Below are 26,203 nucleotides of genomic sequence, written 5' to 3' on the forward strand. Positions count from 1 at the left end.
TGTGAAGGCCAACGGTAGCAACGGCCGGGTTGCTGCTGGTCCAACTCACTGCGGAGGTAATATTCACGCTGCTGCCATCGCTGTAACTACCGGTGGCGGCAAGTTGACCGGTCAGGCCGGCAGCCAGCGTCAACGGTGGTGTGGTGATGGTCAATCCACCCACATTGAGAACGGCATTGCTGACCGTGACTGACAGGGTCGCCGTCTGGCCATCCAGGGTACCGGTGATGGTCGCTATGCCGGGGTTAACGGCGGTGATCAGACCGGCCTGACTGACAGTGGCTACCGCAGGGTTATCGCTGCTCCACTGAACATTGGCGGTGACATTGATGGTCGTACCATCGCTATAGGTACCATTGGCCGCAAGCTGACTGCTTTGGCCGGCAGCCAGGCTCAGTGGAGGCGTGCTGATGGCAAGCCCACCGGCATTGAGGGTCGCGTTGGTGACTGTGACGGACAGGGTCGCGGTCTGACCATCCAGAGTGCCAGTAATGGTGGCGGTACCTGGTGCTACGGCGGTGACCAGACCGGTCAGGCTGACTGTCGCGATGGCTGGATCACTGCTGCTCCACTGGACGCTGGCGGTGACATCCGTACTGGTGCCATCGCTGTAGGTTCCGCTCGCGGTCAGCTGGCTGCTCAGACCGGCGGCCAGTGTCAGTGGGGGCACAGTGATGGTGAGGCCACCGGCATTGAGGGTTGCATTGGTGACGGTGACAGGGATGGTTGCACTCTGCCCATCCAGAGTACCTATGATGGTGGCGCTGCCGGGAGCCACAGCGGTGACCTGGCCCGCAAGGCTGACGGTCGCGATGGCTGGGTTGCTGCTGCTCCAGTGAACATCGGCAGTGACATCCTTGGTGGTGCCATCGCTATAGGTTCCAATGGCAGCCAGCTGGCTGCTCTGGCCTGCTGCCAGTGTCAGCGGTGGCACCGTGATAATCAGCCCCCCTGCAGTAATGGCCGCACTTGTGACTTCCAGCGTGACCGGATTGCTGCTGACATTCTGGAATTGGGCTGAAATGATGCTATTCCCTTCAGTCACGGCGGTGACTTCACCGTTCAGGTCTATGGTGGCGACGTTGATGTTCGAGCTATCCCAATAAACCTGGCTGCTGACATCTTGCGATGAGCTGTCGCTGAAGGTTGCGATGGCCTGGAATTGTTGTGTGGTCCCCTTGGGCAACGAACTGGTTGCTGGGGTGATCTGGATGGAGGTGGCCACGGCATTGGTGACGGTGACAGTCGCGCTGCGGCTGACGGATCCCAGCGTGGCGGTGACGGTCGCCTGACCAATTCCTTGGCCCGTGACCAATCCCGCACTGTTGATATCCACCAGGGTGGTGTCACTGCTGCTCCACTGCACCTGATCCGACACATCCTGAACGGAGCCATTTTGGAAAGTGGCGAGAGCCTGCAGCTGGGTCTTGGTTCCCAGGGCAATGGTGCTTGCCGCGGGAATGACTTGCAAGGCACTGACGCTGGTGTTGTTGACCGTCACGCTGGTACTGGCAGTCACGCCGAGCAGATTGGCGGAGAGTGTGGTCGAGCCTGCGGCCACGCCGGTGATGAGCCCTGTGCTGTCTACGGTGGCGACTGCGCTATTGCTGCTCAACCAAGCCACCTGGGAGGAGACATCCTGCACCGTCTTGTCGGCAAAGGTGGCAATGGCGGTCAGCTTGGTCTTGGTGCCGATGGCCAGTTGCACTGTCGCCGGGGTGATCTGTATCTGGCTGATGGCCAGATTGACCGCAGAGACACTCGTCTGACCGGTGATGCCCTGCAGAGTCGCACTGACGGTGGCATTGCCGAGGTTGACGGCGGTCATTTTACCCTGTGCATTGACGCTCAGTACCGCCGGATTGCTACTCAACCAGCTTGCCTGAGTGGATACATCCCTAGTGCTGTCATCGGAGAAGGTGGCGATGGCCTGCAACTGCAGTGACAAGCCTTTGGCTAATTTCGTGGTGGGCGGGATGACGGTGATCTTGGTGGCAATGGCATCGGTGACGGTCAGCTCGGATTTATTGCTGGTGATCCCTTGATAGCTTGCCGTGATCGCCGTTTGGCTGGTCTTGAGCGTCTTGACCAGTCCCTTGTTATCCACGGTAGCAACATTGCTATTCGAGCTGCTCCAGGTGGCCAGGTCCGTGATGTCGGCCGTACTGCTGTCGCTGTAGGTCGCGATGGCCGAGTACTGGGTGCTGATGCCGAGGGGGGTGCTGGGGTTGGCTTCGGCTCGCGCCTTGGTGCCTGCCGTATCGGCCGATATATCGATCCTGGTCAGCGTCTTGGCCGCAGGATCTGTGGGGGTGGTCGGTTTGCTCCCGCCTCCTCCGCCGCCTCCGCAGCCGAATAAGAAGAGAGTCAGAAACAGTGAGAGAAATATATTCATTGTTCTATTCATGGGTATTCCCCTTAGATATCCGTGCTCATTGAGGATGACTTTCATATGTATTTTGCTGAGGGGCAGGCTGCACAAGAACAACATCTCTCTGCGAAGCCAGATATGGGTTCATCCATAGGGTATTGAATAATTACCGCTTAAATTGCCTTTGATTCTTGTCTGAAAAACCACAGAGCATATGTGTCCTTTTAAAGCGCTGGTCGGTAGGAAAACATCAGGTGATATTTCTATCACTTGCGTTTGTTAATATGTCTAGGCGAGGTTATGAGGTATTTCAATTGCTACTGATATAATTAAAATTATGTTTTTTTGACATTTCAGCCACAAGACGGCCTCCATGAGGTCGGCGAAGGGATGAGAGATGGCATCGCCGGACCGGCAGTTGGTGCCTGGGTGGCGGTGGGGAGGCGAATGAGAAGGCTGGCGATGTCAGGGCGACGGTGCCGAGAAGCAAGCCGGGGATCCTTGGCTTGCCCTGTGGTGGTGTGCTGAAAAAAGTATCTCAATGCGTCAGATTTTTGCTGGGCAGGGTACGTTATGTCAGCTCAGTTTTCCCTTCTGTAACCACTTGTCCAATGCGTTGGCGAAGCGCTGCTTGTCGGCGGCGTTGAAGGGGGCCGGCCCGCCGGTCTGGACCCCGGCCGAACGCAGCTCTTCCATGAAATTACGCATGCCGAGCCGCGCCTGTATGGTCTCGCGGGTGTAGATCTCGCCGCGGGGATTGAGCGCCTCGCCACCGGCGTCGATCACCCAGGAGGCGAGCGGAATGTCCCCCGTTATCACCAGATCCCCCGGTGTGACCTGCTGGGCGATGACATGATCCGCCACATCGAATCCTTTCTCTACCTGCTGGGTCTTGATGAAGGGAGAGGGCGGCACCCGCAGCCCCTGATTGGCCACCAGGGTAGTGACTACCTGGGCACGGTGGGCGGCGCGGTAGAGGATCTCCTTGACCGGGAGCGGGCAGGCATCGGCATCAACCCAGATGGGCATGGCATGGCTTCCTGTGTCTGAAACGAGGGCCGTATCTTAGCACGGCTGACGCAGGGGCGCGGCCATGAGGCTGAGTCGGGCCCGGCTTTCGTGTAAGCTGGCTCGATGAACCGAAGCGAGAAGGATGAATGGATGGATCGGGTGCCCAGTGACGTGATTTATGGCCTGACCCTGGATGGCAAGGGGGGCATGCAGCCGCTGGCGGCGGGGAGCGAGATCCCGGGGCCGCAACCCAGCTGGTTGCACCTGGACTACGGCAATCCGGAGGCGGCTCGCTGGCTGCTGCAGACACCGCTGATCAACGAGGCGGTACGCGAGTCCCTGCTCGGCAAGAGCAACAGGCCCAAGCTGGTGCGGATGGGGGAAACCGTGCTGCTGATCCTGCGCGGCATCAATCATAACAAGGATCACAAACCCGAAGAGATGGTGGCGCTGCGCATCTATATCACGCCGGACCTCATCATCAGCAGCCGCCGCCGTCCGCTGTTGTCAGAGACGGACGTCTTCGAGCAGCTGAAATTGGGTGGGGGTGCCGACTCTCCCGCCGACTGGCTGGTGGAGATCTGTGACGCCCTGACCGACAGGGCGGGGGAATTTGTCGAGGTGCTGCACGACCAGATCCTGGAGCTGGAGGAGATGGTGTTGCTGCGGGATCTGCCCGCCAATGGCCGGCTGGCGCTGATCCGCAAGCAACTCATCATGATCCGCCGCTACCTCTCTCCCCAGCGGGATCTGGTCGCTCGCCTCGCCAACGAGAAGATCAGCTGGCTGGATGAGGATGACAGGCGCCGCCTGCTGGACATCGCCGATCGCTTGCGGCGCTGGCTGGACGATCTGGATGCCGGGGTCGCCCGCACCGCCGTGCTGGCCGACGAGATCAACAACCTGATGGCGGAGGCGACCAATAGACGCGCCTACCAGATGTCGGTGATGGCGCTGCTGTTCCTGCCTGCCAGCTTCCTGACCGGGCTCTTTGGCATCAACCTGGGAGGCATACCGGGGGCCGAGAGCCCGACCGCCTTCTGGGTCTTCTGCGGCTCCCTGCTGACATTGGCGACCGGGCTGGCCATCTGGCTAAAATATCGGCGCTGGTGGTAAGGAACACGCATGACAACATGGGAATCTTTTGGCTGGACCCTGCTGCTGTTGCTGGGCCACACCCTGATCCGCAGTCTCATTCACAAGAGTCTGTTGGCACTGGCCCAGTCCAGGCAGGTGAGCGAGAACCGGGTGCTCTACGTGGAGCACGTGTTCCACTTCCTGCTCGGCTGCGCGACCCTGCTTATCCTGGCCGGGGTCTGGGGGCTCGACTTCTCCCGGCTGGTGGTGCTCGCCTCCTCCTTCTTCGCCGTGCTCGGCGTCGCCATGGTGGCGCAGTGGTCGATCCTCTCCAACATCACCGCCAGCATCACCATCTTCTTCGCCTTCCCCTACAAGATTGGCGACAGGATCCGGATCCTCGACAAGGATGATTCGGTCACCGGTGTCATCACCGAGATAGGCCTGTTCTATGTTCGGGTGCGAGATGACAACGGCGATCTGGTCACTTATCCGGCCAACCTGATCCTGCAAAAACCGGTCAGACGGCTGGAAGGCAAGGGAGTGGAGCCGACGCAACCTGAATAAAAAAGGCTCCTAACGGAGCCTTTTTTATGACTTGATAGCATCTCAGCGCTCGTAGAAGCGGTAGAGATGCTCGACCTGAATAGGGCAGTCGGCCACCCGGTGGATATGCTCGCGTGCATCCTCTTCCGAGGCGAATCTCACCGGACAACCCAGGGTGTCCGTCATCTCGTACAGGCGACCATCCTGGCCACGAAACTCCACGAGCCAGCCCGGGAAGGCGATGTCGTGCAGGATCTCGGCCTCCTTGAAGCGGCCTTGCTGATTTAGAGTGCGCAATTCGCTGACCGTCATGACATCCTCCTATGACCCATGGCGCACCCTCAAGTCTAGTCGTCGCCAGCTAGGACGGCACGCCCCCGAGGAGCTGAGTGCCGAGCCTCTCGTCGCTCAGGCGGCGGCAGAGAGTATCAGGGCGCCGGCGGCTCCCGTGGTGGCTGCAGGGCGATCAGCAACTCGCCCGCTTGCGGCTGGATGGGGCCGGTGACGACATGAGGTTTCGCCCTGGCATCCAGCACGAACAAGGGGATAGCTCCCGGATTTGCCTCCTGGTACTGGGCCCAGTCAAAGGCCTCCCGCAGTCGGGTTGCCTTGATCTGGCCGCCCCGGCTCAGCAGGCCGCTCAGACGGGCAAAGTTCATATCGGGCCCGAACAGGTTCTGGCGGGCGCGGAAGGTGGCGCTCTCCCGGTTCGCCTTGCCGTGCTGTTCACTGGAGCGCAGGGAGTGGACCCTCTCCTCCCCATAGAGGTGGGCGAAGTGCAGCACGCCGAGGGCGTTGTTGTGCCGGTTGGGGGAGAGGGCCAGCACAGTGCTGATGCTGGTGAGAGGCAGATGGCGCTCGGCGTGTTCCGACTGCGGGTTGCCGAAGTAACAGGGCAGGTTGCTCATGCGCGCCAGCTTGCAGTGTTCCCAGGCCGGGTCGGACAGATAGACGGGGACGCCCTGATCCGACAGCGCCTTGCCGATGGCGAGTGCCACCGAGTTGGCGCCGATCAGCAGCCAGGTATTGGGACTGGGCTGGCGCATGCCGAGCAGGCGGGCCAGCGGGACCGAGGTCAGGCTCTGCAGCACCACGGTGGAGATGATGACGGCAAACACCAGGGGCACCAGCTTGTCGGCATCCGGGATGCCCGCCTTGTGCAGGCTGATGGCAAAGGAGGCACTCACCGCCGCGGCGACTATGCCACGCGGCGCTATCCAGCTGAGCAGGGCGCGGGCCCGCCAGGGGAGACCCGAGCCCAGGGTCGAGACCAGGATGCAGAGCGGACGTGCCACGAATTGCACCACCCCCAGCAGCACCAGCACCATGGGGCCGAGCTGCCAGAGCTGGGCCAGATCGAGGCGCGCTGCCAGCAGGATGAACAGGGAGGAGATGAGAATGACGGCGAGATCCTCCTTGAACTCCAGCACCTCCTCCAGATCCAGCCCCTCCTGATTGGCGAGCCAGATGCCGAACACCGTCACCGCCAACAGGCCGGACTCGTGGCTGAGCCAGTCCGACAGGGTGAAGCTGACCAGCACCAGGGCCAGCACTCCGAACTTGTGCAGGCTGACCGGCAGCCAATCCTTGCGGATCAGCAGGGTGGTGAGCCAGCCCGCCGCGACGCCGATCAGGGTGCCGACCCCCACCGTCTTGGCCAGCGCCAGCAGAGTATGGTCGATCAGGTCCCCCTGGCTGCCGAGCCGCACCGCCTCGAACACCAGCACCGCAAACAGGGCGCCGATGGGATCGATGACTATCCCCTCCCAGCGCAGGATCTTGTCCACCTCCCGCACCGGTCGGATCACGTTGAGCATGGGGGCGACCACGGTCGGCCCTGTCACCACCAGCACGGCACCGAGCACCATGGCGACGCGCCAGTCCAGCCCCAGCAGCCAATAGCTGGCGGCGCCGATGATCGCGAAGCTGGTCAGCATGCCCACGGAGCAGAGGTTGCGCACCACCTTGCCGATCCCCTTGAGCTCGGCCAGGTGCAGGGTCAGTGCCCCTTCGAACAAGATGATGGCGACCGACAGGGATACCAGCGGGAACAGCAGCTCACCCAGCAACTGATCCGGATCGAGCAGACCCGTCATCGGGCCGAGCAGCAGGCCGCTCAGCAGCAGAAACAGGATGGCGGGCACCCGCAGGAACCAGGCCAGCCATTGTGCCAACAGGGAGATCAGGGCGATCCCCGCCAGGGAGAGTGCGATCATGCCAACCTCGGGCAGGTGAGGGGGTTGGGAGTAGTGTAGCGGGGAAGGGGGGGAAATTGACACCCGCTCGCGGTGGCGGGGCGGCGCCCCCTGATATGCCGGAGGGGCCTTGCCGGGTGAGCTCGCCTAGATGGGGCTCTCTTTGTGAAGCTCGGCGACGCAGTCGGCCACCGCCAGCACCAGGGCCGAGCGCACCACCTGATCGAGCCGGTTGAGCTGCATCTGGTAGAAGGGCCAGTCCTCCTCGTTGGCGGGAGGATCTTGCGGCATCATGCCGCCCTGGTTGAGGCCGTGCAGGCGAGCCAGCAGATCGCGGATCGGCTTGTCGCTGAAGCGGTAATCCTTGGGGTCGCGCACCAGAAAATCGCGGATCTTCAGGTAGGCTTCCAGATCCTGATAACGCTCGAGGGAGATGAGGCCGAGGGCGAAGATGAGCTTGAGGCGCACCTCCAGCTGGCCGAGGGGGCCGCTCTGGTTGAGCAGGGGTTCGATGGCGTATTTGACGGCATACTCCTCCTGGCGAAAGGCTCGCCGCATCAGGGAGTCGACCGCTTCTTCCAGGATGGTCACGACCTCGAGGAAGAAGCCACGGGGGCCATCCTGCTCGTTCAGTCGTTCCAGTACTTCATCTTCCTGGTGTGTGGTCATAGGTGTTTTGGGTCCGGCTGACAGGGAGAGAGCCAGGCTCTCTCCCGGTTTTTAACTAAGGGGCACACCGGCCTTGCGGGTCGATGTGCCACCTGCAGGTCATTACAGAGTCTGGTAGCGGGCGACGATGGCGGCAACGATATCGCTGTCTGCCGCCAGGCTGGTCACCCGGGCCAGCGCGGCGGCCGGGCCCAGTTCGGCCAGCAGGGCCTGCAGCTCCACCGCCTGGGGATCGTCGGCATTGTGGTAGTGCAGCGCCGCCGCTATGCCTTCCTGCAGATGGTCGCTGGGCAGGCCGTACTCCAGGGTCCCGAGCAGGGGTTTCACCAACCTGTCTCCCGCCGCCAGCTTGCGCAGCGGTTGGCGGCCGACCCGATCTATCTCGTCCACCAGATAGGGATTGGCGAAGCGAGACAGGATCTTCTCGATGTAGGCGGCGTGCAGCCGCGGATCGAAGCCGTAGCGCTGCACCAGCACGGCACCGCTCTCCTCCATGGCGCGGCGCACCTTGCTGCGGATCAGCGGATCCTCGATCGCCTCGCGCACCGTCTGGTAGCCCCGCAACTTGCCGAGGTAGGCGGTGACTATGTGGCCGGTGTTGAGGGTGAACAGCTTGCGCTCGACGAAGGCCATCAGGTTGTCGGTGGTCTCCATACCCGCCACCCGGGGCAGCTCCCCCTTGAACTGGGTCTGGTCGACGATCCACTCGCTGAAGCTCTCCACCGTCACCTCCAGCGGATCGTCGTTGGCCGCGGCGGGTGGCACTATGCGATCCACCGCGGAATCGACGAAGCCGACGCAGGATTCGAGCGTGACATGATACGCGACCGGTAGGTACTTGAGTACCTCCTGCTTGAGGTGGCTGGTGCCGCGCACCATGTTCTCGCAGGCGATGACGTTGAGCGGGCTCAGGTTGCCGGCATCGAAGCGGGCCTGCAGCCCCTTGGCCAGGGTGCTGGCGATCTTGTCCAGTATGTTGGGACCCACCGCCGTGGTCACCAGATCGGCGGTAATGATGCGGGCGATCACCTCGTGGCCGGCGGAGCTGACCGCCGCCACGTTGCGCACCACGTCCAGCTTCTGATCCGTCCCCACCAAGTGCACCTTGTACTCCTGGCGATGGTTGAGCTGATCGATCAGGGTCTCGTTGACGTCGGCGAAGGTGACCTGGTGGCTGGCGTCCGCCAGCAGTTTTCCGATGAAGCCACGTCCGATATTACCGGCACCAAAATGCAATGTTTTCATGATATTAACCTCTATAACCAAAGATGATGAAGAGTTACGCGGCCTGTTCGGCACCCAGCAGATCCAGGAACTCCTGGGGATCCGTGGTGCTGGCCAACCGGTCGATGAGACCGGGTTCATCCAGTGCATTGGTCAGTCGGGTTATTACCTGCATGTGTTCGTCGTTGCGGGCGGCGATGCCGATCACCAGCCGCGCCACCTCGTCGGCGGCTTCGCCAAAGGCGACCCCGGCCGGGTACTGGCAGATGACGATGCCGGTCCGCTTCACGTGTTGCTTGGCGGCTATGGTGCCGTGGGGCACGGCGATGGATTCGCCGAGGTAGGTGGAGACCAACTGCTCGCGTTCCAGCATGGCGTTGACGTAGTCGGGCGCCACGTAGCCCCGCTCGGCCAGCAGCGCGCCGGCGGCCAGGATGGCGGCCTCCTTGTTGTCGGCCTTGAGCCCCAGATGCACGTCCTGCAGGCTGAGGCTGAACACCTCGGCGGCCTGCGGCTCGTAGCTGTCATCGTTGGCCGCCACCAGCAGCTGCGGGTTGGCCAGATCGTCGTTGGCGGCGCTGGCCAGGCTCAGGTTTTGCACCAGCTCCTGATAGAGGGCGTTGTCGAGGAAGTTGGTCAGGGAGATGTGGTGGGCGTGCGGCGCATGACGACGAGCCCGCTCGGTCAAGTCCCGGTGGGTGATGACCCAGTCCACCTGATCGTCGAGCTGATCGATGGCGCGGTTGGTCACGCTGATGTCGAGCCCGGCGGCCTGCACCCGCTTGCGCAGCATGCCGGCCCCCATGGCGCTGGAGCCCATGCCCGCATCGCAGGCGACCACTATGTTGCGCACCGCCATCAGTTCGCCGCTCGGCTTCTTGGCCGCCGCGGTTTCGGGCTTGCCGCCCTTCATGGCCTTCATCTTGCGGGTGGCTTCACCCAGGGCGTCGGCTTCGTCCGCTTCCGGCTGCTGGGCACGGACGAACACGGCGGCGACCAGGAAGGAGACCAGGGTAGAGCTGATGATGGAGAGCATGACCCCGATCAGGGAGGCCTTGGGCGTCATCAGCAGCACGGCGAAGATGGAGCCCGGTGAGGCGGGGGAGACCAGACCCGCGTTGAACAGGGTCAGGGTGAAGACCCCGGTCATGCCACCGGCGATCACCGCCAGTATGAGGCGCGGGTTCATCAGCACGTAGGGGAAGTAGATCTCGTGGATGCCACCGAAGAAGTGAATGATGGAGGCACCGGCGGCGGACTGCTTGGCCGCGCCGCGACCGAACACCATGTAGGCCAGCAGCACCCCCAGACCCGGACCCGGATTCGCTTCGATCAGGAAAAAGATGGAGCGGCCCTGCTCGGTGGCCTGCTGGATCCCCAGCGGCGAGAAGATGCCGTGGTTGATGGCGTTGTTGAGGAACAGGATCTTGGCCGGCTCGACGAAGATCGAGGTGAGCGGCAGCATGTGGTTGTCCACCAGGAAGCCGACACCACCGGACAGCACGCCGGACAGCACCTTGACGAAGGGGCCGATCACGAAGAAGGCGAGGATGGCCAGCAACATGCCGATGATGCCGGCGGAGAAGTTGTTGACCAGCATCTCGAAGCCGCTCTTGACCCGGCCTTCCATCGCCTTGTCGAAGCGCTTGATGGCCCAGCCGCCGAGGGGGCCGACCATCATGGCACCCATGAACATCGGGATGTCGGTACCGACGATCACACCCATGGTGGTGATGGCGCCGACCACGCCGCCGCGTTCACCCCCGATCAGCTTGCCGCCGGTGTAGCCAATCAGCAGCGGCAGCAGATAGGTGATCATGGGGCCGACCAGCTTGGCCAGCGTCTCGCTTGGCAGCCAGCCGGTGGGGATGAAGAGGGCGGTGATGAAGCCCCAGGCGATGAATGCGCCTATGTTGGGCATGACCATATTGGACAGGAAGCGTCCAAAATTCTGTATCTTGACCTTGGTATCCGGTGATAACATGTCGGGACCCCGTTTTAAGCCTGTTGATTAAGAGTGGTAGTGGGAATGACGGGTTTTGCCGAACCCCCATCCCAGTCGTCTAAGCAACTTCAATCTACCAGCTCGCGATCGAATAAGGCTGAAAACGGGGCATCTTGTGATCTGTCTCTCAATTACCCCGACCTCCCCCCTCCCTTTCCAGTGATCAAGATCACAGTCATGGGCTGTATTCTGGTTACATCTCGATCATTGCCGTCGGATTGGCCTTGTTTGTGTGACAGATGTCACCATTTGTTGTTTGCGCAAACAGAGTGTCAATGTGATTCTCGTCACAATCTTGTTATTTGTACTCAAACGGGGCAGTTCGTAGGTGGTGGATCCCGGGGGAGATGACGATGGATCGATCCTGGTTTGCCTCTGTTGACTAATGAATGATTAAGTTTTGTAACCCACTTTCAGTTTTCAACCCCCACATCACGGCCATGACAATCTCTATGCCTGCCTGCCTGCCTGCCTGCCTGCCTGCCTGCCTGCCGTCCGCCACGCCCAGATCCCGCTCGCCAAGCGGGTGCTATTCACCGATAGGGTGCCGTCGGTGTCGTGAGCCGGGCGTAAAAAAGCCCGCCGGGTGGCGGGCTTTTGCATCGAGCGAGTGTCTGCGACTTACTCTGCCTTGGGTTCAGCCTCAGCTGGTGTCTCAACCGGTGCCTCGGCGCCGTCGGTGACCGGAGCTTCCGGCGCCGGGCCCGGCACCAGTGCCACCGCCGGCTTGGCGATGAGGGAGCGGGTCTCTTCCACCGCCTCGCTTAGCTTGACCTCGATGATCTGGCCCAGCTCATAGACCACCTTGGTCTTGTCCAGATAGACGCGGCCGTTGTCCCAGTTGCACTCCAGCCTGTCCTTGTTGTCCAGGATGTGGCGAGCGGGCATGAACACCACGGCGCCGTTCTCCTGCAGACGGAGCTTGAGGCCGGCACGCATCACGTCGATGATCTCGGCGTTGAATACCTTGTCGGTGCCCGCATCGGCCATCAGGTAGCGGACATAGAGCCAGTCGCCGATGTCGCGCTCGACCCTGCGGTGCAGGCGGCGGCACTCGGTCAGGTGCTCGGTCAGTTCCTGGTTCGGGCGCTCGCCCGGGGTCTTGCCGGCGATGACGGCCTTGAGCAGGCGATGGTTGACCATGTCGCCGTATTTGCGGATAGGGGAAGTCCAGGTCGCATAGGCATCCAGCCCCAGACCGTAGTGGGCACCCGGCTCGGCGGACATCAGCGCATAGCTCTGGAAGCGGCGGATCTTGCCGTCCAGCCAACGGGTATCCTGGCTGTCGATCCAGCGGCGCAGGGCGCAGAAGCCTGAGAGACTCGCGATCTCTTCCTTCTCGAACGGGGCCTCGGCACTCTTGAGCAGCTCGATGGCGCCGTCGAGGGACTCCTCGTCGAAGCCGGTGTGGACGTTGAAGATGCCGTAGCCGACCTGCTTGCCGAGCACGCGGCCGGCGCAGATGTTGGCGGCGATCATCGACTCCTCGATCATCCGGTTGGCGATGCGGCGCGGCTCCACGTGGATGGCCAGCACGGCGCCGTTCTCACCCAGCTCGAAGTCGTAATCGGGGCGGTCCGGGAACACCAGGGCATGCTTGGTGCGCCACTTGATGCGCGCCTCCGTCATGGCTTTCATCAGTGGCAGCTGGGTCAGGACGCCAGCATCTATGTCCAGCGCCTTGCCGTGCTCGGCCCAGTCGGAGACCTCGTCATAGTTGAGGCGGGCATGGGAGAGGATGCGGGCGGCGAAGAACTCGGTCTCCTCCAGCAGCAGGCCGTCTTCGGCGACAGCCAAGCGAGCGCACAGGGTGTTGCGTTCCTCGCCTTCTTTCAGAGAGCAGAGCTCGTCTGAGAGAGTGCGCGGGATCATCGGCACGTTGCGGCCCGGCATGTAGACGGTGAAGGCGCGCTGGGCGGCTTCCTTGTCCAGCTCGCTGCCTTCGGCCACGTAGGCGGTCGGATCGGCGATGGCGACCAGCAGCTCCCAGCCGTTGTCCAGCTTGCGGATGGACAGGGCATCATCCATGTCCTTGGTCTTGGCGCCGTCGATGGTGAAGAAAGGCACCTGGGTCAGATCGCGACGGGGCAGCTCTTCCTCTTCGATGACGTTCCACTCGGGCAGGTCCGCCGGCTCGATCTGGGCCAGGTTGTGGCGTGCCAGCACCACCCACCAGGGCACGTTGTGGTCGTCCTTGTCGGCAATGAGCTGGGTGATCTCGGCGGAGAAGTTGCCGTCCACCAGGGCGTGACGCTTGAGGGTCGCCACCACCCAGTCCCCTTCCTTGAAAGACTTCTCGTCCAGACCCTTCTTGGCGCGGGCCTTGATGGCGTCCTTGATGAGGGGGTGATCCGGCACCACGTTGAGGCGGTCGCGGAACATCTTCACGCGGCCGACGAAGCGGACCACGGCCTGCTCCAGCAGGGCATCCGGCTCGGCCACTTCCTTCTCTTTCTCGGTACGGATCAGGGCGCTCACCCGGTCACCGTGCATCACCTTCTTCATGTAGGGAGGCGGCACGAAATAGCTGGTCTTCTCATCGACCTCCAGGAAGCCGAAGCCCCGATCGGAGGCGCGGATCACACCCTCTTTCTTGGGGATGTTCTCGCGGATTTGTTGCTTGAGCTGGGCCAGCAGGGGATTGTCTTGGAACATAAGTGAGGAACCTGAGTGGAGACCTGATGAAGAATCGCCCAGCACTATACGTTTTTACCCCTCCAAAGCCAAGGTGAATGGCCCCCTCAGCGGGGTTGCAATGCCCGGCGCCCTTGCTGGATCAGGCGCGAGGAGATCTGCTTGTGCAGCCCCCGCTCCAGCACCCAGCGGTGCCAGTAGAGGCGCTCGACCAGGTGATTGTCCGGGCAGAGATCGAGCAGTAGCCCCTGGGCCAGCTGCTGGCGGATCTGCAGCTCGGGGATGAGGCAATAGGCCAGCCCCTGCTCGGCCATGGCGACGAAGGCCTCGGACGAGCGCACCGTGTGGCAGGGATAGCCACCGGGGGCCAGCCCGAAGTGGCGGGCCATGAAGCTGACGTGCATGTCGTCCCGCTGATCGAAGGCCACCGCCGGCGCCTTGGCCAGCGCCGCCGCATTGAGCCCCTGGGGAAAGTGGCGGGTGACGAAGGCGGGGCTGGCGGTGAGCAGGTAGTGCATCTCGCCGAGCTCGTCGACGCAGCAGCCGGCCAGCGGCTGGGGCTGGAGGCTGATGGCGCCGAACGCCTGCCCCTCGCGCACCTTGTCGAGGGTGCGGCTCTCGTCATCTACCAGCAGGTTCAGCTCGATGGGGTGCTGTTCCAGCAGGGGGGCCAGGGCGGGCAGGAACCAGGTCGCCAGGCTGTCGGCGTTGATGGCGATGCTGACCCGCACCGGCAGCTGTGGCGCCTCGGGGGAGAGTTCGCCGGCCAATTCCAGCTCGAGCTGGCGCACCTGGCGATAGTGGGCCAGTAGCTTCTGGCCGAGCTCGGTGGCCCGTAGCGGCTGGCTGCGAATGATCAGCGGCTCGGCAAATTGCTGCTCCAGCTGCTTGATGCGCTGGGAGATGGCGGACTGGGTGAGGTGCAGACGCTGGGCGGCCCGCTCGAAGTTTTGCTCCTGCATAACCGCATCCAGCGCGAGCAGCAGCTTGTAGTCCAGGGCTTTCATCAGTATTCCTTATCAATCTGGTGATTCAAGAAAATATGCTACTGAATCCAGGGGCTGGCAACAAGGCCGGGCAGGGCACAGGGGCGGTGCTGGCTGCCGGGGTGAGGGGGTCGGTCACTGTGATAAGTGACAGTAGCCATGAAATGAGATTCATTGGATACTCATTCGGTCCGTTTTTGCATGGGGTGGAAACGGGCCATAGCGAGAGTTTTGGTCCCGGGCAGCGTCCCGGGATTTTTTTATGGGGGTGAAGCCGGAGAGTATCGCTCGCCCGCCGGCCGATGTATGGGGTGAGTGCCAGAGGTCAGCGCTCACTTTGCCAGCTGGTGTATGGGGTGAGTGCCAGAGATCAGCGCTCACTTTGCTGGCTGATGTATGGGGTGAGTGCCAGAGAGCGGCGCTCACTTTGCCAGCCGGTGTATGGGGCCAGAGTTAGAGAGTGGCGAGCGTCTCGCCGGCAGGCGCATAGCACTCGCGCAGGGGCCGGTTGATGGCGCGCTCGAAGCGCTCGTCCAGCAGGAAGCGGATGCCGACCCCGCGCACGGCCCCCAGATCCACCGCCTGGCGGTGGCCGAGCCGCTCGATGGGCAGGCCAAGGCGGCGGAAGATGCGCTCCACCGGCAGGCTGACCACGGCGACCAGCTCCCGGATCCCCTGCTCCCTGGCGAAGGCATAGACCTCGCGGAAGATGACGCAGGTCAACTCGCTGATGCCGTTGTCGAGCCTGGGGGCCCGGTCGGCGTCGATGGCGAGGCGGGTCAGCTCCCAGACGTCGGCGCTGCGCGGCGCCAGTTCGCCCGCGAGGGCGCTGGGGAAGATGCTGGGCAGCATGTAGTCCTGAGCGCAACTGAGCAGCCGGATACAGCCGCACAGGCCCTGCTCATCCTCAACCAATACCCAGTGGGTATCCGGCTTGTCGAAGCTGTCCCGCTCCAGACCCCGATGAGATTCCACATCCCAGCCGAGCCGATCGGAGAAGACGCGCTTGCGAAAACGATAAAGCTCGTTTTCGACTTCCCATTTGGGGTGTTCTTTCAATTTTCCTTTGAAAACAAGCATTCATGTCTCTCCATTTCATGGTTCGGCGCTATAATCCAAGGCCTTGGCCAGGGGGGCTAGCCTATGACACGCGACCAACTGCTTGAGTATCTGGAACATTTCACGCTGGTGACCGATGGGGACCGGCTGGCCGAGTTGATCGGCCGTTTCACTCTGGGGATGGGCTACGACTACTACCGTTTTGCGCTCATCCTGCCCATGTCGATGCAAAGGCCCAAGGTGGTGTTGTTCAATCAGTGCCCGGATTCCTGGGTGCAGGCCTACACGGTGAACAACATGCTGGCCTGCGATCCCATCATCCAGCTCGCCCGCCGGCAGACCCTGCCCATCTACTGGAATCAACTGGACGAAAAGGCGCGCTTCCTGCAAGAGGGCAGCATGGACGTGATGGGGCTGGCGGCGGAGTTCGGGCTGCGCAACGGCATCTCCTTCCCGCTGCACGGGGCGGCGGGGGAGAACGGCATACTGTCGTTTATCACCGCCGAGCGGGCTTCGAGCGATCTGCTGCTGGCGTCCTCGCCCATCCTCTCCTGGATGTCCAACTACATCTTCGAGGCGGCGATCCGGATCGTGCGGCTCAGCCTGCGGGAAGACGATCCGCAAGAGGCCCTGACCGATCGGGAGACCGAGTGCCTGTTCTGGGCCAGCGAGGGGAAGACCTCGAGCGAGATCGCCTGCATCCTCGGGATCACGGAACGCACCGTGAACTACCACCTCAATCAGGTGACCCGCAAGACGGGCTCCATGAACCGCTATCAGGCCGTCGCCAAGGGGGTGAGCAGCGGCATTCTGATCCCGAATCTGGAGCAGGTGGTGGTCACCAATTTCCCCAAGCTGTGGCAATGATCCTCGCCGGCTGAGCGACGACCCGCGGTGACCAGCCGTGGTCAGCTTCCACCTTTCCATGCCGCCGCCGCGTTCTCTGGGTGGCCGCGTCATGGTCGCTCAGTCGGCTGGCTCATCCTCGGGCCACTCCTGCCCGCGTTGACGTAATCACTCTACCGATTCTCGGGGCGGGAGGAGGGCCTCACAATTGTCAGATCCTGCAATTGACAGCCCGCCATAAAGAGCGTCAGGGCTCTCATCATCAGATTTTTGAATGCATCAGAAAATTAATGAATTTCTCTGATTGCTTTGCCTCCCTTATAGTGCCGTCCATCATCGACACAGGGACGTTTTTTCCATGCTCGCGACCACACTGCAAGGCTTTACCCTCGGCCTCGCCATGATCATCCCCATCGGCGCCCAGAATGCTTTCGTGCTGAGTCGGGGCATCCATCGCAACCACCACCTGCTGGCGGCCACGCTCTGCTGCCTGTGCGACCTCGTGCTGATCGGCATTGGGGTATTCGGCGGGGCCAATCTGCTGGCGGCCAGCCCCGTCGGACTGGCGTTGCTGACCTGGGGGGGCGTGCTGTTTCTCGGTTGGTTTGGCATTCGTTCCCTGCGCAGCGCCTGGCGCGGGCAGGGGGCCAAGCTGGCGGATTCCCCCCAGCTGATGGGGGTCAAGAGCGTGCTGGCCATGACCCTCGGGGTGACCCTGCTCAACCCCCATGTCTACCTGGATACCCTGATGCTGCTGGGCTCCTTCGGCAGCCAGTTTGCCGAGTCGCTGCGGCCGGCCTTCGCGGCGGGGGCCATGCTGGCGTCCGTGGTGTGGTTCTACAGTCTGGCGTTCGGGGCGGCGGCGTTGTCTCCCTGGCTTGCCCGGGGCAGGGTGCAGCAAGCCATTGATATGGTTGTCGGTATTGTCATGCTGGGGTTGGCGTTGCAGCTGGCGAGGGGGGCGCTCATGGTCTCATAAGACTATTTATGTGCCGCGCTTCATAAAAATTAATGTCGGTGCCATCTGCTGACATATTCGTCTGTTAAATTCCCGTCGCTGGTAAAGCGTTACTCATAATAATAGGGAAAAGACAGTGAATAAAACTATGAAGCTAGGTGCTATTGCAACCATCGTGCTGTTGTCTGCCTGCAGCAGTGACAACGACAGCAAGGCGCAGCCGGGGACCGTCTCCCTGCGCCTGATCCAGACCTCTGATATCCACTCCAACGTGCTGGGCTATGACTACTACCAGAACAAGGAGGACCGCAAGTTTGGCCTCTCCCGCACCGCCCTGCTGATCCGGGCGGCCCGCGCCGAAAACCCCAACAACCTGCTGCTCGACAACGGCGACCTGATCCAGGGCACGCCGCTGGCGGACTACATCTTCGAGCAGTCCGGTGCCGGCTACCTCGAGAAACAGGCTCACCCCGTGTTCAAGGCCATGAACGAGCTCGGCTATGACGCCGGCAACCTCGGCAACCACGAGTTCAACTACGGCCTGGATTACCTCGGCAAGGTGCTGGCGGGGGCCAAGTTCCCCTATGTGAACGCCAACGTGTTCGAGGCCGGCGCCTTCAAGCGTGATGCGAAGGGGCAAGTAGACTGGAGCGGCAACAAGTTCACCCCCTACCTGCTGCTGGATCGTCAGGTGACGGATGACAAGGGCCAGTCCCAGACCGTCAAGGTCGGCATCCTGGGGCTGACGCCGCCCCAGGTGCTGCAGTGGGACAAACGCCACCTGGAAGGCAAAGTGGTGGTGGCTGACATGGTCGAGACCGCCAATCACTACGTGCCCGAGCTGCGCGCCAAGGGCGCCGATCTGGTGATAGTGGTCGCCCACACCGGCATCAATGCCAACAGCTACGAGGCCATGATGGAGAACTCCGCCTGGCATCTGGCCAAGGTGAAGGGAGTCGACGCCCTGATGCTGGGACATGCCCACAAGAACTTCCCCGGCGACTTCCCGGATCTGCCGGAGGTGGACAACCAGGCCGGCACCCTGAGCGGTATTCCGACCGTGATGCCCGGCTACTGGGGCAACCACCTCGGCATCATCGATCTCAAGCTGGAGCAGGTGGATGGCAAGTGGCAGGTGAAGCAGAGCCAGGCCAGCCTGCGCAAGATCGACTCAAGCGAAGGCAGCGCCGTGGATCAGCAGGTCGTGGATCTGGTGCAGGCGGATCACGACGCCACCAACCAATGGCTGGATGAGCCGCTTGGCAAGATCACTTCCCCCATCCACAGCTTCTTCGCCCTGGTGCAGGACGATCCCTCCGTCCAGCTGGTGAGCGATGCCCAGCGCAAGCACGCCGAGCAGTTGCAACAAGACGGTCTGCTCAAGGAGTCCTACCCCATTTTGTCGGTGGCGGCCCCCTTCCGCGGTGGTCGCAACGGCATCAATGACTTCACCTATGTGGCCCAGGGCGACATCTCCCTGCGCAACGTCTCCGACCTCTACATCTACCCGAACACCCTGCAGGTGGTCGAGGTGAACGGTGCCACCGTCAAGGAGTGGCTGGAGATGAGCGCGGGCCAGTTCAACCGGATCGACGCGAGTCAGACCGGGGTACAGTGGCTGGTGAACGAGAACTTCCCGACCTATAACTTCGACGTGATCGACGGGGTGAGCTACGAGGTGGACATCACCCAGCCGGCCCGTTACAGCAAGGAAGGCGCCAAGGTGAGCGACGGCCAGCGCATCAGCGGCCTGACCTTCAACGGCCAGCCGGTGGATCCGGCCCAGAAGTTCTACGTGGTGACCAACAACTACCGCGCCAGCGGCGGCGGTCACTTCCCGGGCATAGATGGCAGCAACATAGTCCACGAAGATCCCTTCGAGACGCGGGAGATCATCGCCCAGTACCTGAAGTCCCAGTCCGCCGACAATCCGGGCGGCTTCAGCCCGGCGGCCAACAACAACTGGCATATGAAGGCGCTGCCCGCCGGCGTGGACGTGCGGCTCTACTCCTCACCGAGTGCCGAGGCCAAGGCCTTGGCGGGGGCGGATCTGGCCTACCAGTCCACCCTGCCGATGGATGACGCCAAGCACCCCGGCTACGCCATCTACCGCCTGATCCGCCAATAATGGTGGCGAACCGCAGATAGCAAAAGCCCTCGCAGTGCGAGGGCTTTTTCGTTGGGGAGGGGCCTTAGTAGAAACCCGCGTCGTCCGGGTTGGGGCGGGTCTTGAAGCGTCGGTGCAGCCACATGTACTGCTCGGGGGCACGGCGCACCGCGGACTCGATCTCCCGGTTGGCACGGCTGGCATCGGCCATATCATCGCCGCTCGGGTAGCCGTCCAGCGGCGCCCCTATGTGCAGGGTATAACCCTCCTGGGTGCGGATGTTGTAGCAGGGCAGGGTGACGGTGTTCTTGACCCGGGCCAGGGTGGCGGTGCCGGTGATGGTGGCCGCCTGCTCCACCGCGAAGTAGGGCACGAACACGCTGGCGTGGGAACCGTAGTCGTGATCCGGCGCGTACCAGAGCGCGTCGCCGTTGCGCAGCGCCTTGATCATCCCCTTCACATCCATGCGGTCCACCAGGTATTTGTTGGAGGCGCAGCGACCATGGTACTGGGCATACTCCAGCACCGGATTGGTGTTGGGGCGGTAGACGCCGACCCCGGGCCGCACCAGCCCGAAGCAGCGTGCATTGAGTTCCAGCGTGAGGAAGTGGCAGGAGAGCAGCAGCATGCCCTGACCCTGTTCGGCGGCCGCGATGACATGCTCTTCCCCTTCCACCTTCATCAGGCGACGCACCCGCCAGTCCGGCCAGAACCAGGCCATGCCCACCTCGAAGATGGCGCAGCCCACGCTCTCGAAGTTCTGTACCAGCAGGGTCTCACGCTGGTCGCGACTGAGCTCGGGCAGGGCCAGCTCCAGGTTGCGACGGGCAATCTTGACGCGGGATTTCAACAGCTTGCGGGCCAGGGTGCCGAGCTGGCGCCCCAGCCACATCTGGCTGCGCCAGGGCAGCAGCACCAGCAGCCAGAGCAGGCACAGACCGAACCAGCTGCCCCAGTAACGGGGATGGAACAGACGGGGTTCGAGGCGGGGAGCATGTTCTTGGGCCATGAAGAGTCTCTTGTTCTCAATCGCAAATCAGCAGGGTGCCAAGCCGAACGGGGAAAGACACAGGCAGACGGATGTCCCGTTCGGATAACTTGACGCGCAATTTGAGGATTCTATCCGAAAAGGGGGGGCGGGTGCGAATTGCCTCATCTGGTCAGAGGGGTCGCCGGCGTCTGATTGGCATGGCAGGAACTGTCACTATGGGTTTCCCACTGGAAACGACAGATTTGCTTTTTCTACACCCTATAAAAGAGTGTGATAAAATCCGGGACTGAATTTTTCAGGTTTTGAGAGCCGATACAGATGAAGATCACCCTGCCCGAATTTGAAAAAGCCCGCGTTCTGGTCGTTGGCGATGTCATGTTGGATCGCTATTGGCATGGCCCCACCGGCCGGATCTCCCCCGAGGCCCCGGTGCCCGTGGTCAAGGTTGAACACATCGAGGAGCGCCCGGGTGGCGCCGCCAACGTGGCCCTCAACTCCGCCGCACTCGGCGCCCACGCCGTGCTGCTGGGGCTGACCGGTCAGGATGAAGCCGCCGATGCGCTGGCCGGCCAGATGGCGGGGGTCAAGGTTGCCTGTGATTTCGTGCGCCTGACCGACTACCCGACCATCACCAAGCTGCGGGTGCTGTCGCGCAACCAGCAACTGCTGCGCCTCGACTTCGAAGAGGCCTTCCACGACGTCGACGCCAGCCTGCTGATGGGCAAGGTCGAGCAGGCCCTGCCCCAGGCCGACGTGATGATCCTTTCCGACTATGGCAAGGGTGCCCTCAACGACGTACCGGGCATGATCAAGCGCGCCCGCGCCGCCGGCATTCCCGTGCTGGTGGATCCCAAGGGGACCGAGTTCGAGAAGTATCGTGGTGCCACCCTGCTGACCCCCAACATGTCCGAGTTCGAGGCCGTGGTGGGCAAGGTGAAGAGCGAGGACGAGCTGGTCGCCAAGGGACTGGAACTGGTCGAGCGCTTCGAGCTGGACGCCCTGCTGGTGACCCGCTCCGAGAATGGCATGACCCTGATCCGCCGGGGCCAGCCCGAGCTGCACCTGCCGGCCCAGGCCCACGAGGTCTATGACGTGACAGGTGCCGGTGACACCGTCATCTCCACCCTGGCCACCTCCCTGGCCGCCGGCATGAGTCTGGACGAGGCCTGCGCCCTGGCCAACACCGCCGCCGGCATAGTCGTCGGCAAGCTGGGGACTTCCACCGTCAGCCCGGTGGAACTCGCCAACGCGCTCTACACCGAGCAGGAGACCGGCTTTGGCGTCATGTCCGAGGCCCAGCTCAAGGTCGCCGTGCGGGCGGCTCGCCTGCGGGGCGAGAAGGTGGTGATGACCAACGGCTGCTTCGACATCCTGCACGCCGGTCATGTCTCCTATCTGGCCAACGCCGGCAAGCTGGGGGATCGCCTGATCGTGGCGGTCAACACCGATGATTCCGTGCGTCGCCTGAAGGGACCGGGTCGTCCGGTCAACCCGACCGAGCGCCGCATGACGGTGCTGGCGGCGCTGGGCGCCGTGGACTGGGTGGTGCCGTTCGCCGAGGATACTCCCCAACGGCTGATCGCCGAGATCCTGCCGGACCTGCTGGTCAAGGGCGGCGATTACAAGCCCGAAGAGATCGCCGGTTACGCCGAGGTGACCGCCAACGGCGGTGAGGTGCGGGTGCTGAACTTCGAGGATGGCTGCTCCACCAGCGACATCATCAAGACCATCCGCGAGCGCGGTTAAGCTCCGGTAGCGAAAACCCGGCCAAGGCCGGGCTGTGCACGGCGGTTATCGCCGCGCACCCGCGGACAACAAAAAGGCGACCCTTGGGTCGCCTTTTGCATGTCGTGAGTCAGGCTCAGGACTTGGTCGTTACCTGGGCGGCGGGCACCAGCCCCTGGTTCACGTCTTCCAGATCCTTCTGCTCCAGCGTGCCTGCGGCCTGCTTGAGGGCGAGGATGCTGAGGATGTAGTTGTAGCGCGCTTCGGAGAGCTTCTGCTTGGCTTCGTACAGCTTGCGGGTCGAGTCCAGCACGTCGACTATGGTACGGGTGCCGACCTCGTAACCGGCCTCGGTCGCCTTCAGGGCGCTGTCGGCAGAGATGACGGACTGGCTGTAAGCGCGTACCGAGCCGATGCTGGCATTGACGTTGTTGTAGGAAGAACGCACCGTGCTCTGCACCGAGCGGAAGCTGCGCTCCAGCTGCTCGCTGGCGGCCACGTAGTTGAACTGTGCCTGCTTGACCTGGGAGGTGGTGGCGCCACCGGTGTAGATAGGCAGGTTGAAGTTCAGCCCTATGTTGCCCTGATTGCTGTTGCTGTCCGGGTTGCGGATCTCGTCCTTGTAGTCGTTGTAGCCGGCGGTGAGGCCGGCGCCGAGATCCAGGGTCGGTTCATGGCCGGTCTTGGCGAGATCGATCTGCTCCTTGGCGATGTCCTTGCCGATACGGGCGCTGTGCAGCTCCAGGTTCTTGTCCAGGGCCAGCTCCAGCCACTTGTCGGAGTTGAACGGCGTCTTCTGCGGGGCGAAGCGGGCGGTGTTGAGCACGTCCAGCTGGCGGTGATCGATACCGGTCAACTCACGCAGGCTCTCGTAGCTGTTGTCCAGGGTGTTCTCGGCATTGATCTCGTCTGCCAGCGCCTGATCACGCTCGGCCTCGGCTTCATGCACGTCGGTGATGGCGGTCAGGCCCACTTCGAACCGCTGCTGGGTCTGTTCCAGCTGACGCTCGACGGCGACCTTGTTGGCCCGCACGAACTCCAGGGTATCCATCGCCTTGAGCACGTCGAAATAGGCCTGGGCGGTGCGCAGCATCAGGTTCTGGATCTCGAGGTTGTAGCCAACGTCAGACTGGGTGGCGCTCTTCTCGGTCAGGTCCAGGTTGACCCAGTTGCTGCGGCGGTAGACGGACTGATCCAGGGTGACGGAGCCGGTGGCACCGCTGTTGGTCATTGTGTCGTTTTTGTTCTGCAGATAGTTCAGGCCGGCACCCAGGTTGATCTGTGGCAGCAGGGCGGCGCGTGATTCGTTGATCTTCTCGAAGGCTTGATCCCGTCTCGCCTTGGACTCCAGCAGCTGGGTGTCCTTGATCTGGGCCTGTTGGTAAATCTCGAGCAGGTTTTCGGCATGAGCACCGGAGCTCACACCCAGCATCACCATGACTGACAAGAGTGTTCTTTTCATATGATTGTTTTAACCTTATTTATCAACCCAAAGCTGTCCGCTGGCTGAAGAGGGGGGATTGTCACCGACCGAGCTTGATTTCAGCTTAACCACTCTACTATAAGCAGAATTTAATGCGAACTGTCTCTTTTCCAGTAACGGGAACGTCAAGGAACAGGGGCGTTTTTCTCGGCAACGCGCCTAGCCAAATGTCCTGTGGCTGCTAAAATCCATCCCTCATCGTCGGCGAGAACGAGTGAATGAATGTTCATTCATGTTCCCGAATATTATGGTCAAACCTAGCCAAGTCAAGCCGGCAGGAGCGTCGTATGTCACAGCAAGCCTTGCCTCAAACCAGCCACTATTCCGGTGACGATGTGAAAATCATCGCTAAATCATCTGGATACAACGGTTTTTTCAAGATCAATGTTTACCGTCTGCAGCACAGGTTATTTGCCGGTGGCTGGAATGAGCCCATCGTCCGCGAGCTGTTCGAACGGGGTCACGCCGGTGCCTTGCTGCCCTATGATCCGGTGCGCGATCAGATAGTGCTGGTGGAGCAGTTCAGGATCGGCGCCATGGAGACCAGCCCCACCCCCTGGCTGCTGGAGCTGGTGGCCGGCATCATAGACGAGGGGGAGACCGCCGAAGCCGTGGTGCGCCGCGAAGCGGTGGAAGAGGCCGGCCTCGAGGTGGGTCGTTGCGAGCATGCCATCAGCTATATGGTGAGCCCGGGCGGCAGCACCGAGCGGATCGAAGTCTTTGTCGGCGAGGTCGATGCCAGCAAGGCCGGGGGGATCCACGGCCTGGCGGAGGAGGGGGAAGACATCCGGGTACACGTGGTGAGCCGCGAGCAGGCCTATGCCTGGCTGAAAGAGGGGCGGATCGACAATGCCGCCTCCGTGATCGCGCTGCAGTGGCTGGCCCTCAACCACGGCGAGCTGCAGGCCCGCTGGCTGGCGGATCGTTAACATGTCCGTATCATCCGCCAAGCGCCATGTCCCGGATTTGAAGTCCCTGCAGCGGACCTGCGAGGTCAGTTGGCATGATCGTTGGCTGATGGAGGTCTGACATGTCCGTATTATCCGCCAAGCGCCATGTTCCGGACTTGAAGTCCCTGCAGCGGACCTGCGAGGTCAACTATATGGCCTTGATGAAGCTGCTGCCACCGGGGGGCACAGTGGGGGCCGAGCGCCGCTATCAGGTCGGTAACGGCCTGCAGTTTGGGCTCAGCGTCAGCGAGGAGAGCCGCTTCACCAGTCAGGTGATCCTGGCCCAGCACAATCCCGAGTTGCCGAGCTACTTGCAGGCTCGAATCGAGATTCGTTTGTATCACGATGTGCGGATGGCGGAAGTGTGTGCCGCGCAACAGATTTCGATGTTGCAACCACGTTATGATTATCCCAATAAAAAAATGCACCACAGGGATGAAAAAGAGCAGGTAAATCTGTTTCTGGCCGACTGGCTAAAATTTTGTCTCAAACACGGCACCAGCCCGATTAACATCCTCTAGTCGAACTCATAAAAAGAAGCGTGATTTTGGAAACAGAGCTACCCCAGGCGCAGGACGGCAGTGTGCGCCTGTTACAGATTACCGACACCCATCTCTTCGCCAGTGCCGAGGGACGGCTGCTGGCCGTGCGCACCGCCGAGAGTCTGGCCGCCGTGCTGGAGCAGGTGCAGGCGAACGAGCACCCGTTCGACCTGATCCTGGCGACCGGGGATCTCTCCCAGGATCACAGCCCGGAATCCTATCAGCGTTTCGCCTCCATGATGGCGACCCTGGCGCGCCCCATCTACTGGCTGCCCGGCAACCACGATGACGCCCCGCTGATGACCGAATACTTGCATGCGGCCGGGATCAGCGAAGCCAAGCAACTGGTGGGAGATCACTGGCAGGTGATCCTGCTGGATACCCAGGTGCGCGGCAAACCCCACGGCCTGCTCGGCGATCACCAGCTGGCGGCACTGGACAGTGCCCTGCGCCAGCATCCCGAACGGCACGCCCTGATCGCCCTGCACCATCAGGCGGTGCCGGTGGGCTGCGCTTGGCTGGATCAGCACAACCTCAAGAATGCCGACGACCTCTTTGCCGTGTTGGCCCGTCACCCGCAGCAGAAGACCATCTTGTTCGGCCATGTGCACCAGGAGTTTGACGAGGTGCACCAGGGGGTGAGGCTCATCGCCAGCCCCTCTACCTGCATCCAGTTCAAGCCGCTGTCCGACGGTTTCGCGCTGGACGAGTCCGGCCCGGGTTGGCGCTATCTCACCCTGCATCCGGATGGCCGCATTGCCAGCCAGGTGTGGCGGTTGCCGGTGGGGCAGTTCGTGCCCGACCCCAACGCCACCGGGTATTGA

The 26,203-nt window shown here is 62.2% G+C and carries 21 protein-coding genes; 9 read left to right on the forward strand and 12 right to left on the reverse strand.

Going from position 1 to position 26,203, the window contains the following annotated elements; genetic code table 11:
• Both LG30_RS0116320 and LG30_RS0116325 read right to left on the reverse strand, forming a co-directional pair.
• Positions 1-2,395, reverse strand: a 2,395-nt coding sequence (locus LG30_RS0116320; RefSeq protein WP_193354281.1) for a beta strand repeat-containing protein, incomplete at its 3' end; no start/stop codon positions are given.
• Positions 2,396-2,947: 552 nt separating this feature from the next.
• On the reverse strand, positions 2,948-3,400 hold the full coding sequence (locus LG30_RS0116325) for a YaiI/YqxD family protein (protein WP_033131759.1): 453 nt from the start codon (positions 3,398-3,400) through the stop codon (positions 2,948-2,950).
• A 105-nt stretch (positions 3,401-3,505) separates the two neighbouring features.
• Between LG30_RS0116325 and zntB the strand changes: the two genes are divergently transcribed.
• Together zntB and LG30_RS0116335 are read left to right on the forward strand one after the other, a co-directional pair.
• Positions 3,506-4,498, forward strand: a complete 993-nt coding sequence (gene zntB, locus LG30_RS0116330; protein WP_033131760.1) for a zinc transporter ZntB — start codon at positions 3,506-3,508, stop codon at positions 4,496-4,498.
• Positions 4,499-4,507: 9 nt separating this feature from the next.
• On the forward strand, positions 4,508-5,026 hold the full coding sequence (locus tag LG30_RS0116335) for a mechanosensitive ion channel domain-containing protein (protein ID WP_033131761.1): 519 nt from the start codon (positions 4,508-4,510) through the stop codon (positions 5,024-5,026).
• A gap of 42 nt (positions 5,027-5,068) precedes the next feature.
• Here LG30_RS0116335 and LG30_RS0116340 read toward each other — a convergent pair whose 3' ends face one another.
• From LG30_RS0116340 to LG30_RS0116375, 8 genes are all read right to left on the reverse strand, one after another.
• Positions 5,069-5,317 carry a hypothetical protein gene (locus LG30_RS0116340; RefSeq protein WP_033131762.1) on the reverse strand — a complete coding sequence of 83 codons (249 nt, stop codon included), beginning with the start codon at positions 5,315-5,317 and terminating at the stop codon, positions 5,069-5,071.
• A 116-nt stretch (positions 5,318-5,433) separates the two neighbouring features.
• A complete protein-coding gene (locus LG30_RS0116345) occupies positions 5,434-7,221 on the reverse strand; it encodes a cation:proton antiporter (RefSeq protein ID WP_033131763.1) in 1,788 nt (595 codons plus the stop codon).
• A 126-nt stretch (positions 7,222-7,347) separates the two neighbouring features.
• On the reverse strand, positions 7,348-7,869 hold the full coding sequence (locus LG30_RS0116350; protein ID WP_033131764.1) for an MltR family transcriptional regulator: 522 nt from the start codon (positions 7,867-7,869) through the stop codon (positions 7,348-7,350).
• Positions 7,870-7,971: 102 nt separating this feature from the next.
• The gene (locus LG30_RS0116355) at positions 7,972-9,114 is read right to left on the reverse strand and encodes a mannitol-1-phosphate 5-dehydrogenase (protein WP_033131765.1); all 1,143 of its coding nucleotides are present in this window, start codon (positions 9,112-9,114) and stop codon (positions 7,972-7,974) included.
• Positions 9,115-9,148: 34 nt separating this feature from the next.
• Entirely contained in the window at positions 9,149-11,077 is a 1,929-nt protein-coding gene (locus LG30_RS0116360) for a PTS mannitol transporter subunit IICBA (protein WP_033131766.1), read from the reverse strand.
• A gap of 642 nt (positions 11,078-11,719) precedes the next feature.
• Positions 11,720-13,753, reverse strand: a complete 2,034-nt coding sequence (locus tag LG30_RS0116365; protein WP_033131767.1) for an exoribonuclease II — start codon at positions 13,751-13,753, stop codon at positions 11,720-11,722.
• 86 nt (positions 13,754-13,839) lie between these two features.
• The gene (locus LG30_RS0116370; protein WP_033131768.1) at positions 13,840-14,739 is read right to left on the reverse strand and encodes a LysR family transcriptional regulator ArgP; all 900 of its coding nucleotides are present in this window, start codon (positions 14,737-14,739) and stop codon (positions 13,840-13,842) included.
• Between the two features lie 432 nt (positions 14,740-15,171).
• Positions 15,172-15,798 (reverse strand): acyl-homoserine-lactone synthase, encoded by a 627-nt coding sequence (locus LG30_RS0116375; protein WP_033131769.1) that lies wholly within the window; start codon positions 15,796-15,798, stop codon positions 15,172-15,174.
• A 63-nt stretch (positions 15,799-15,861) separates the two neighbouring features.
• On the opposite strand from LG30_RS0116375, the gene LG30_RS0116380 reads away from it, so the two are divergent.
• The 3 genes from LG30_RS0116380 (at position 15,862) to LG30_RS0116390 (ending at position 19,709) form a co-directional block, all read left to right on the forward strand.
• Positions 15,862-16,644 (forward strand): LuxR family transcriptional regulator, encoded by a 783-nt coding sequence (locus tag LG30_RS0116380; protein ID WP_033131770.1) that lies wholly within the window; start codon positions 15,862-15,864, stop codon positions 16,642-16,644.
• A gap of 337 nt (positions 16,645-16,981) precedes the next feature.
• Entirely contained in the window at positions 16,982-17,602 is a 621-nt protein-coding gene (lysE, locus tag LG30_RS0116385; RefSeq protein WP_033131771.1) for an L-lysine exporter, read from the forward strand.
• Positions 17,603-17,729: 127 nt separating this feature from the next.
• Positions 17,730-19,709, forward strand: coding sequence for a bifunctional 2',3'-cyclic-nucleotide 2'-phosphodiesterase/3'-nucleotidase (locus tag LG30_RS0116390; RefSeq protein WP_033131772.1), 1,980 nt, complete (start codon positions 17,730-17,732; stop codon positions 19,707-19,709).
• Between the two features lie 64 nt (positions 19,710-19,773).
• Here LG30_RS0116390 and lpxL read toward each other — a convergent pair whose 3' ends face one another.
• Positions 19,774-20,697: an LpxL/LpxP family Kdo(2)-lipid IV(A) lauroyl/palmitoleoyl acyltransferase gene (gene lpxL / locus LG30_RS0116395; RefSeq protein ID WP_033131773.1), complete on the reverse strand. Its 924-nt coding sequence runs from the start codon at positions 20,695-20,697 to the stop codon at positions 19,774-19,776.
• 300 nt (positions 20,698-20,997) lie between these two features.
• On the opposite strand from lpxL, the gene hldE reads away from it, so the two are divergent.
• Positions 20,998-22,425, forward strand: a complete 1,428-nt coding sequence (hldE, locus tag LG30_RS0116400) for a bifunctional D-glycero-beta-D-manno-heptose-7-phosphate kinase/D-glycero-beta-D-manno-heptose 1-phosphate adenylyltransferase HldE (protein WP_033131774.1) — start codon at positions 20,998-21,000, stop codon at positions 22,423-22,425.
• Between the two features lie 115 nt (positions 22,426-22,540).
• On the opposite strand, the gene tolC is transcribed toward hldE, so the two are convergent.
• Positions 22,541-23,866, reverse strand: a complete 1,326-nt coding sequence (gene tolC, locus LG30_RS0116405; RefSeq protein WP_033131775.1) for an outer membrane channel protein TolC — start codon at positions 23,864-23,866, stop codon at positions 22,541-22,543.
• A gap of 308 nt (positions 23,867-24,174) precedes the next feature.
• On the opposite strand from tolC, the gene nudF reads away from it, so the two are divergent.
• The 3 genes from nudF (at position 24,175) to cpdA (ending at position 26,203) form a co-directional block, all read left to right on the forward strand.
• The gene (nudF, locus tag LG30_RS0116410; RefSeq protein ID WP_033131776.1) at positions 24,175-24,816 is read left to right on the forward strand and encodes an ADP-ribose diphosphatase; all 642 of its coding nucleotides are present in this window, start codon (positions 24,175-24,177) and stop codon (positions 24,814-24,816) included.
• A 101-nt stretch (positions 24,817-24,917) separates the two neighbouring features.
• Positions 24,918-25,358: a DUF1249 domain-containing protein gene (locus LG30_RS0116415; protein WP_033131777.1), complete on the forward strand. Its 441-nt coding sequence runs from the start codon at positions 24,918-24,920 to the stop codon at positions 25,356-25,358.
• Between the two features lie 26 nt (positions 25,359-25,384).
• On the forward strand, positions 25,385-26,203 hold the full coding sequence (gene cpdA / locus LG30_RS0116420; RefSeq protein ID WP_033131778.1) for a 3',5'-cyclic-AMP phosphodiesterase: 819 nt from the start codon (positions 25,385-25,387) through the stop codon (positions 26,201-26,203).

Origin of the sequence: Aeromonas aquatica (genome assembly GCF_000764655.1) — a bacterium.
GTDB classification, from domain to species: Bacteria; Pseudomonadota; Gammaproteobacteria; order Enterobacterales; family Aeromonadaceae; genus Aeromonas; species Aeromonas aquatica.

Coding starts and splice junctions, on each gene's coding strand:
- LG30_RS0116325 (WP_033131759.1), bottom strand. CDS start 3,400: ATGCCCATCTGGGTTGATGCCGATGCCTGCCCGCTCCCGGTCAAGGAG.
- zntB (WP_033131760.1), top strand. CDS start 3,506: ATGAACCGAAGCGAGAAGGATGAATGGATGGATCGGGTGCCCAGTGAC.
- LG30_RS0116335 (WP_033131761.1), top strand. CDS start 4,508: ATGACAACATGGGAATCTTTTGGCTGGACCCTGCTGCTGTTGCTGGGC.
- LG30_RS0116340 (WP_033131762.1), bottom strand. CDS start 5,317: ATGACGGTCAGCGAATTGCGCACTCTAAATCAGCAAGGCCGCTTCAAG.
- LG30_RS0116345 (WP_033131763.1), bottom strand. CDS start 7,221: ATGATCGCACTCTCCCTGGCGGGGATCGCCCTGATCTCCCTGTTGGCA.
- LG30_RS0116350 (WP_033131764.1), bottom strand. CDS start 7,869: ATGACCACACACCAGGAAGATGAAGTACTGGAACGACTGAACGAGCAG.
- LG30_RS0116355 (WP_033131765.1), bottom strand. CDS start 9,114: ATGAAAACATTGCATTTTGGTGCCGGTAATATCGGACGTGGCTTCATC.
- LG30_RS0116360 (WP_033131766.1), bottom strand. CDS start 11,077: ATGTTATCACCGGATACCAAGGTCAAGATACAGAATTTTGGACGCTTC.
- LG30_RS0116365 (WP_033131767.1), bottom strand. CDS start 13,753: ATGTTCCAAGACAATCCCCTGCTGGCCCAGCTCAAGCAACAAATCCGC.
- LG30_RS0116370 (WP_033131768.1), bottom strand. CDS start 14,739: ATGAAAGCCCTGGACTACAAGCTGCTGCTCGCGCTGGATGCGGTTATG.
- LG30_RS0116375 (WP_033131769.1), bottom strand. CDS start 15,798: ATGCTTGTTTTCAAAGGAAAATTGAAAGAACACCCCAAATGGGAAGTC.
- LG30_RS0116380 (WP_033131770.1), top strand. CDS start 15,862: ATGACACGCGACCAACTGCTTGAGTATCTGGAACATTTCACGCTGGTG.
- lysE (WP_033131771.1), top strand. CDS start 16,982: ATGCTCGCGACCACACTGCAAGGCTTTACCCTCGGCCTCGCCATGATC.
- LG30_RS0116390 (WP_033131772.1), top strand. CDS start 17,730: ATGAAGCTAGGTGCTATTGCAACCATCGTGCTGTTGTCTGCCTGCAGC.
- lpxL (WP_033131773.1), bottom strand. CDS start 20,697: ATGGCCCAAGAACATGCTCCCCGCCTCGAACCCCGTCTGTTCCATCCC.
- hldE (WP_033131774.1), top strand. CDS start 20,998: ATGAAGATCACCCTGCCCGAATTTGAAAAAGCCCGCGTTCTGGTCGTT.
- tolC (WP_033131775.1), bottom strand. CDS start 23,866: ATGAAAAGAACACTCTTGTCAGTCATGGTGATGCTGGGTGTGAGCTCC.
- nudF (WP_033131776.1), top strand. CDS start 24,175: ATGTCACAGCAAGCCTTGCCTCAAACCAGCCACTATTCCGGTGACGAT.
- LG30_RS0116415 (WP_033131777.1), top strand. CDS start 24,918: ATGTCCGTATTATCCGCCAAGCGCCATGTTCCGGACTTGAAGTCCCTG.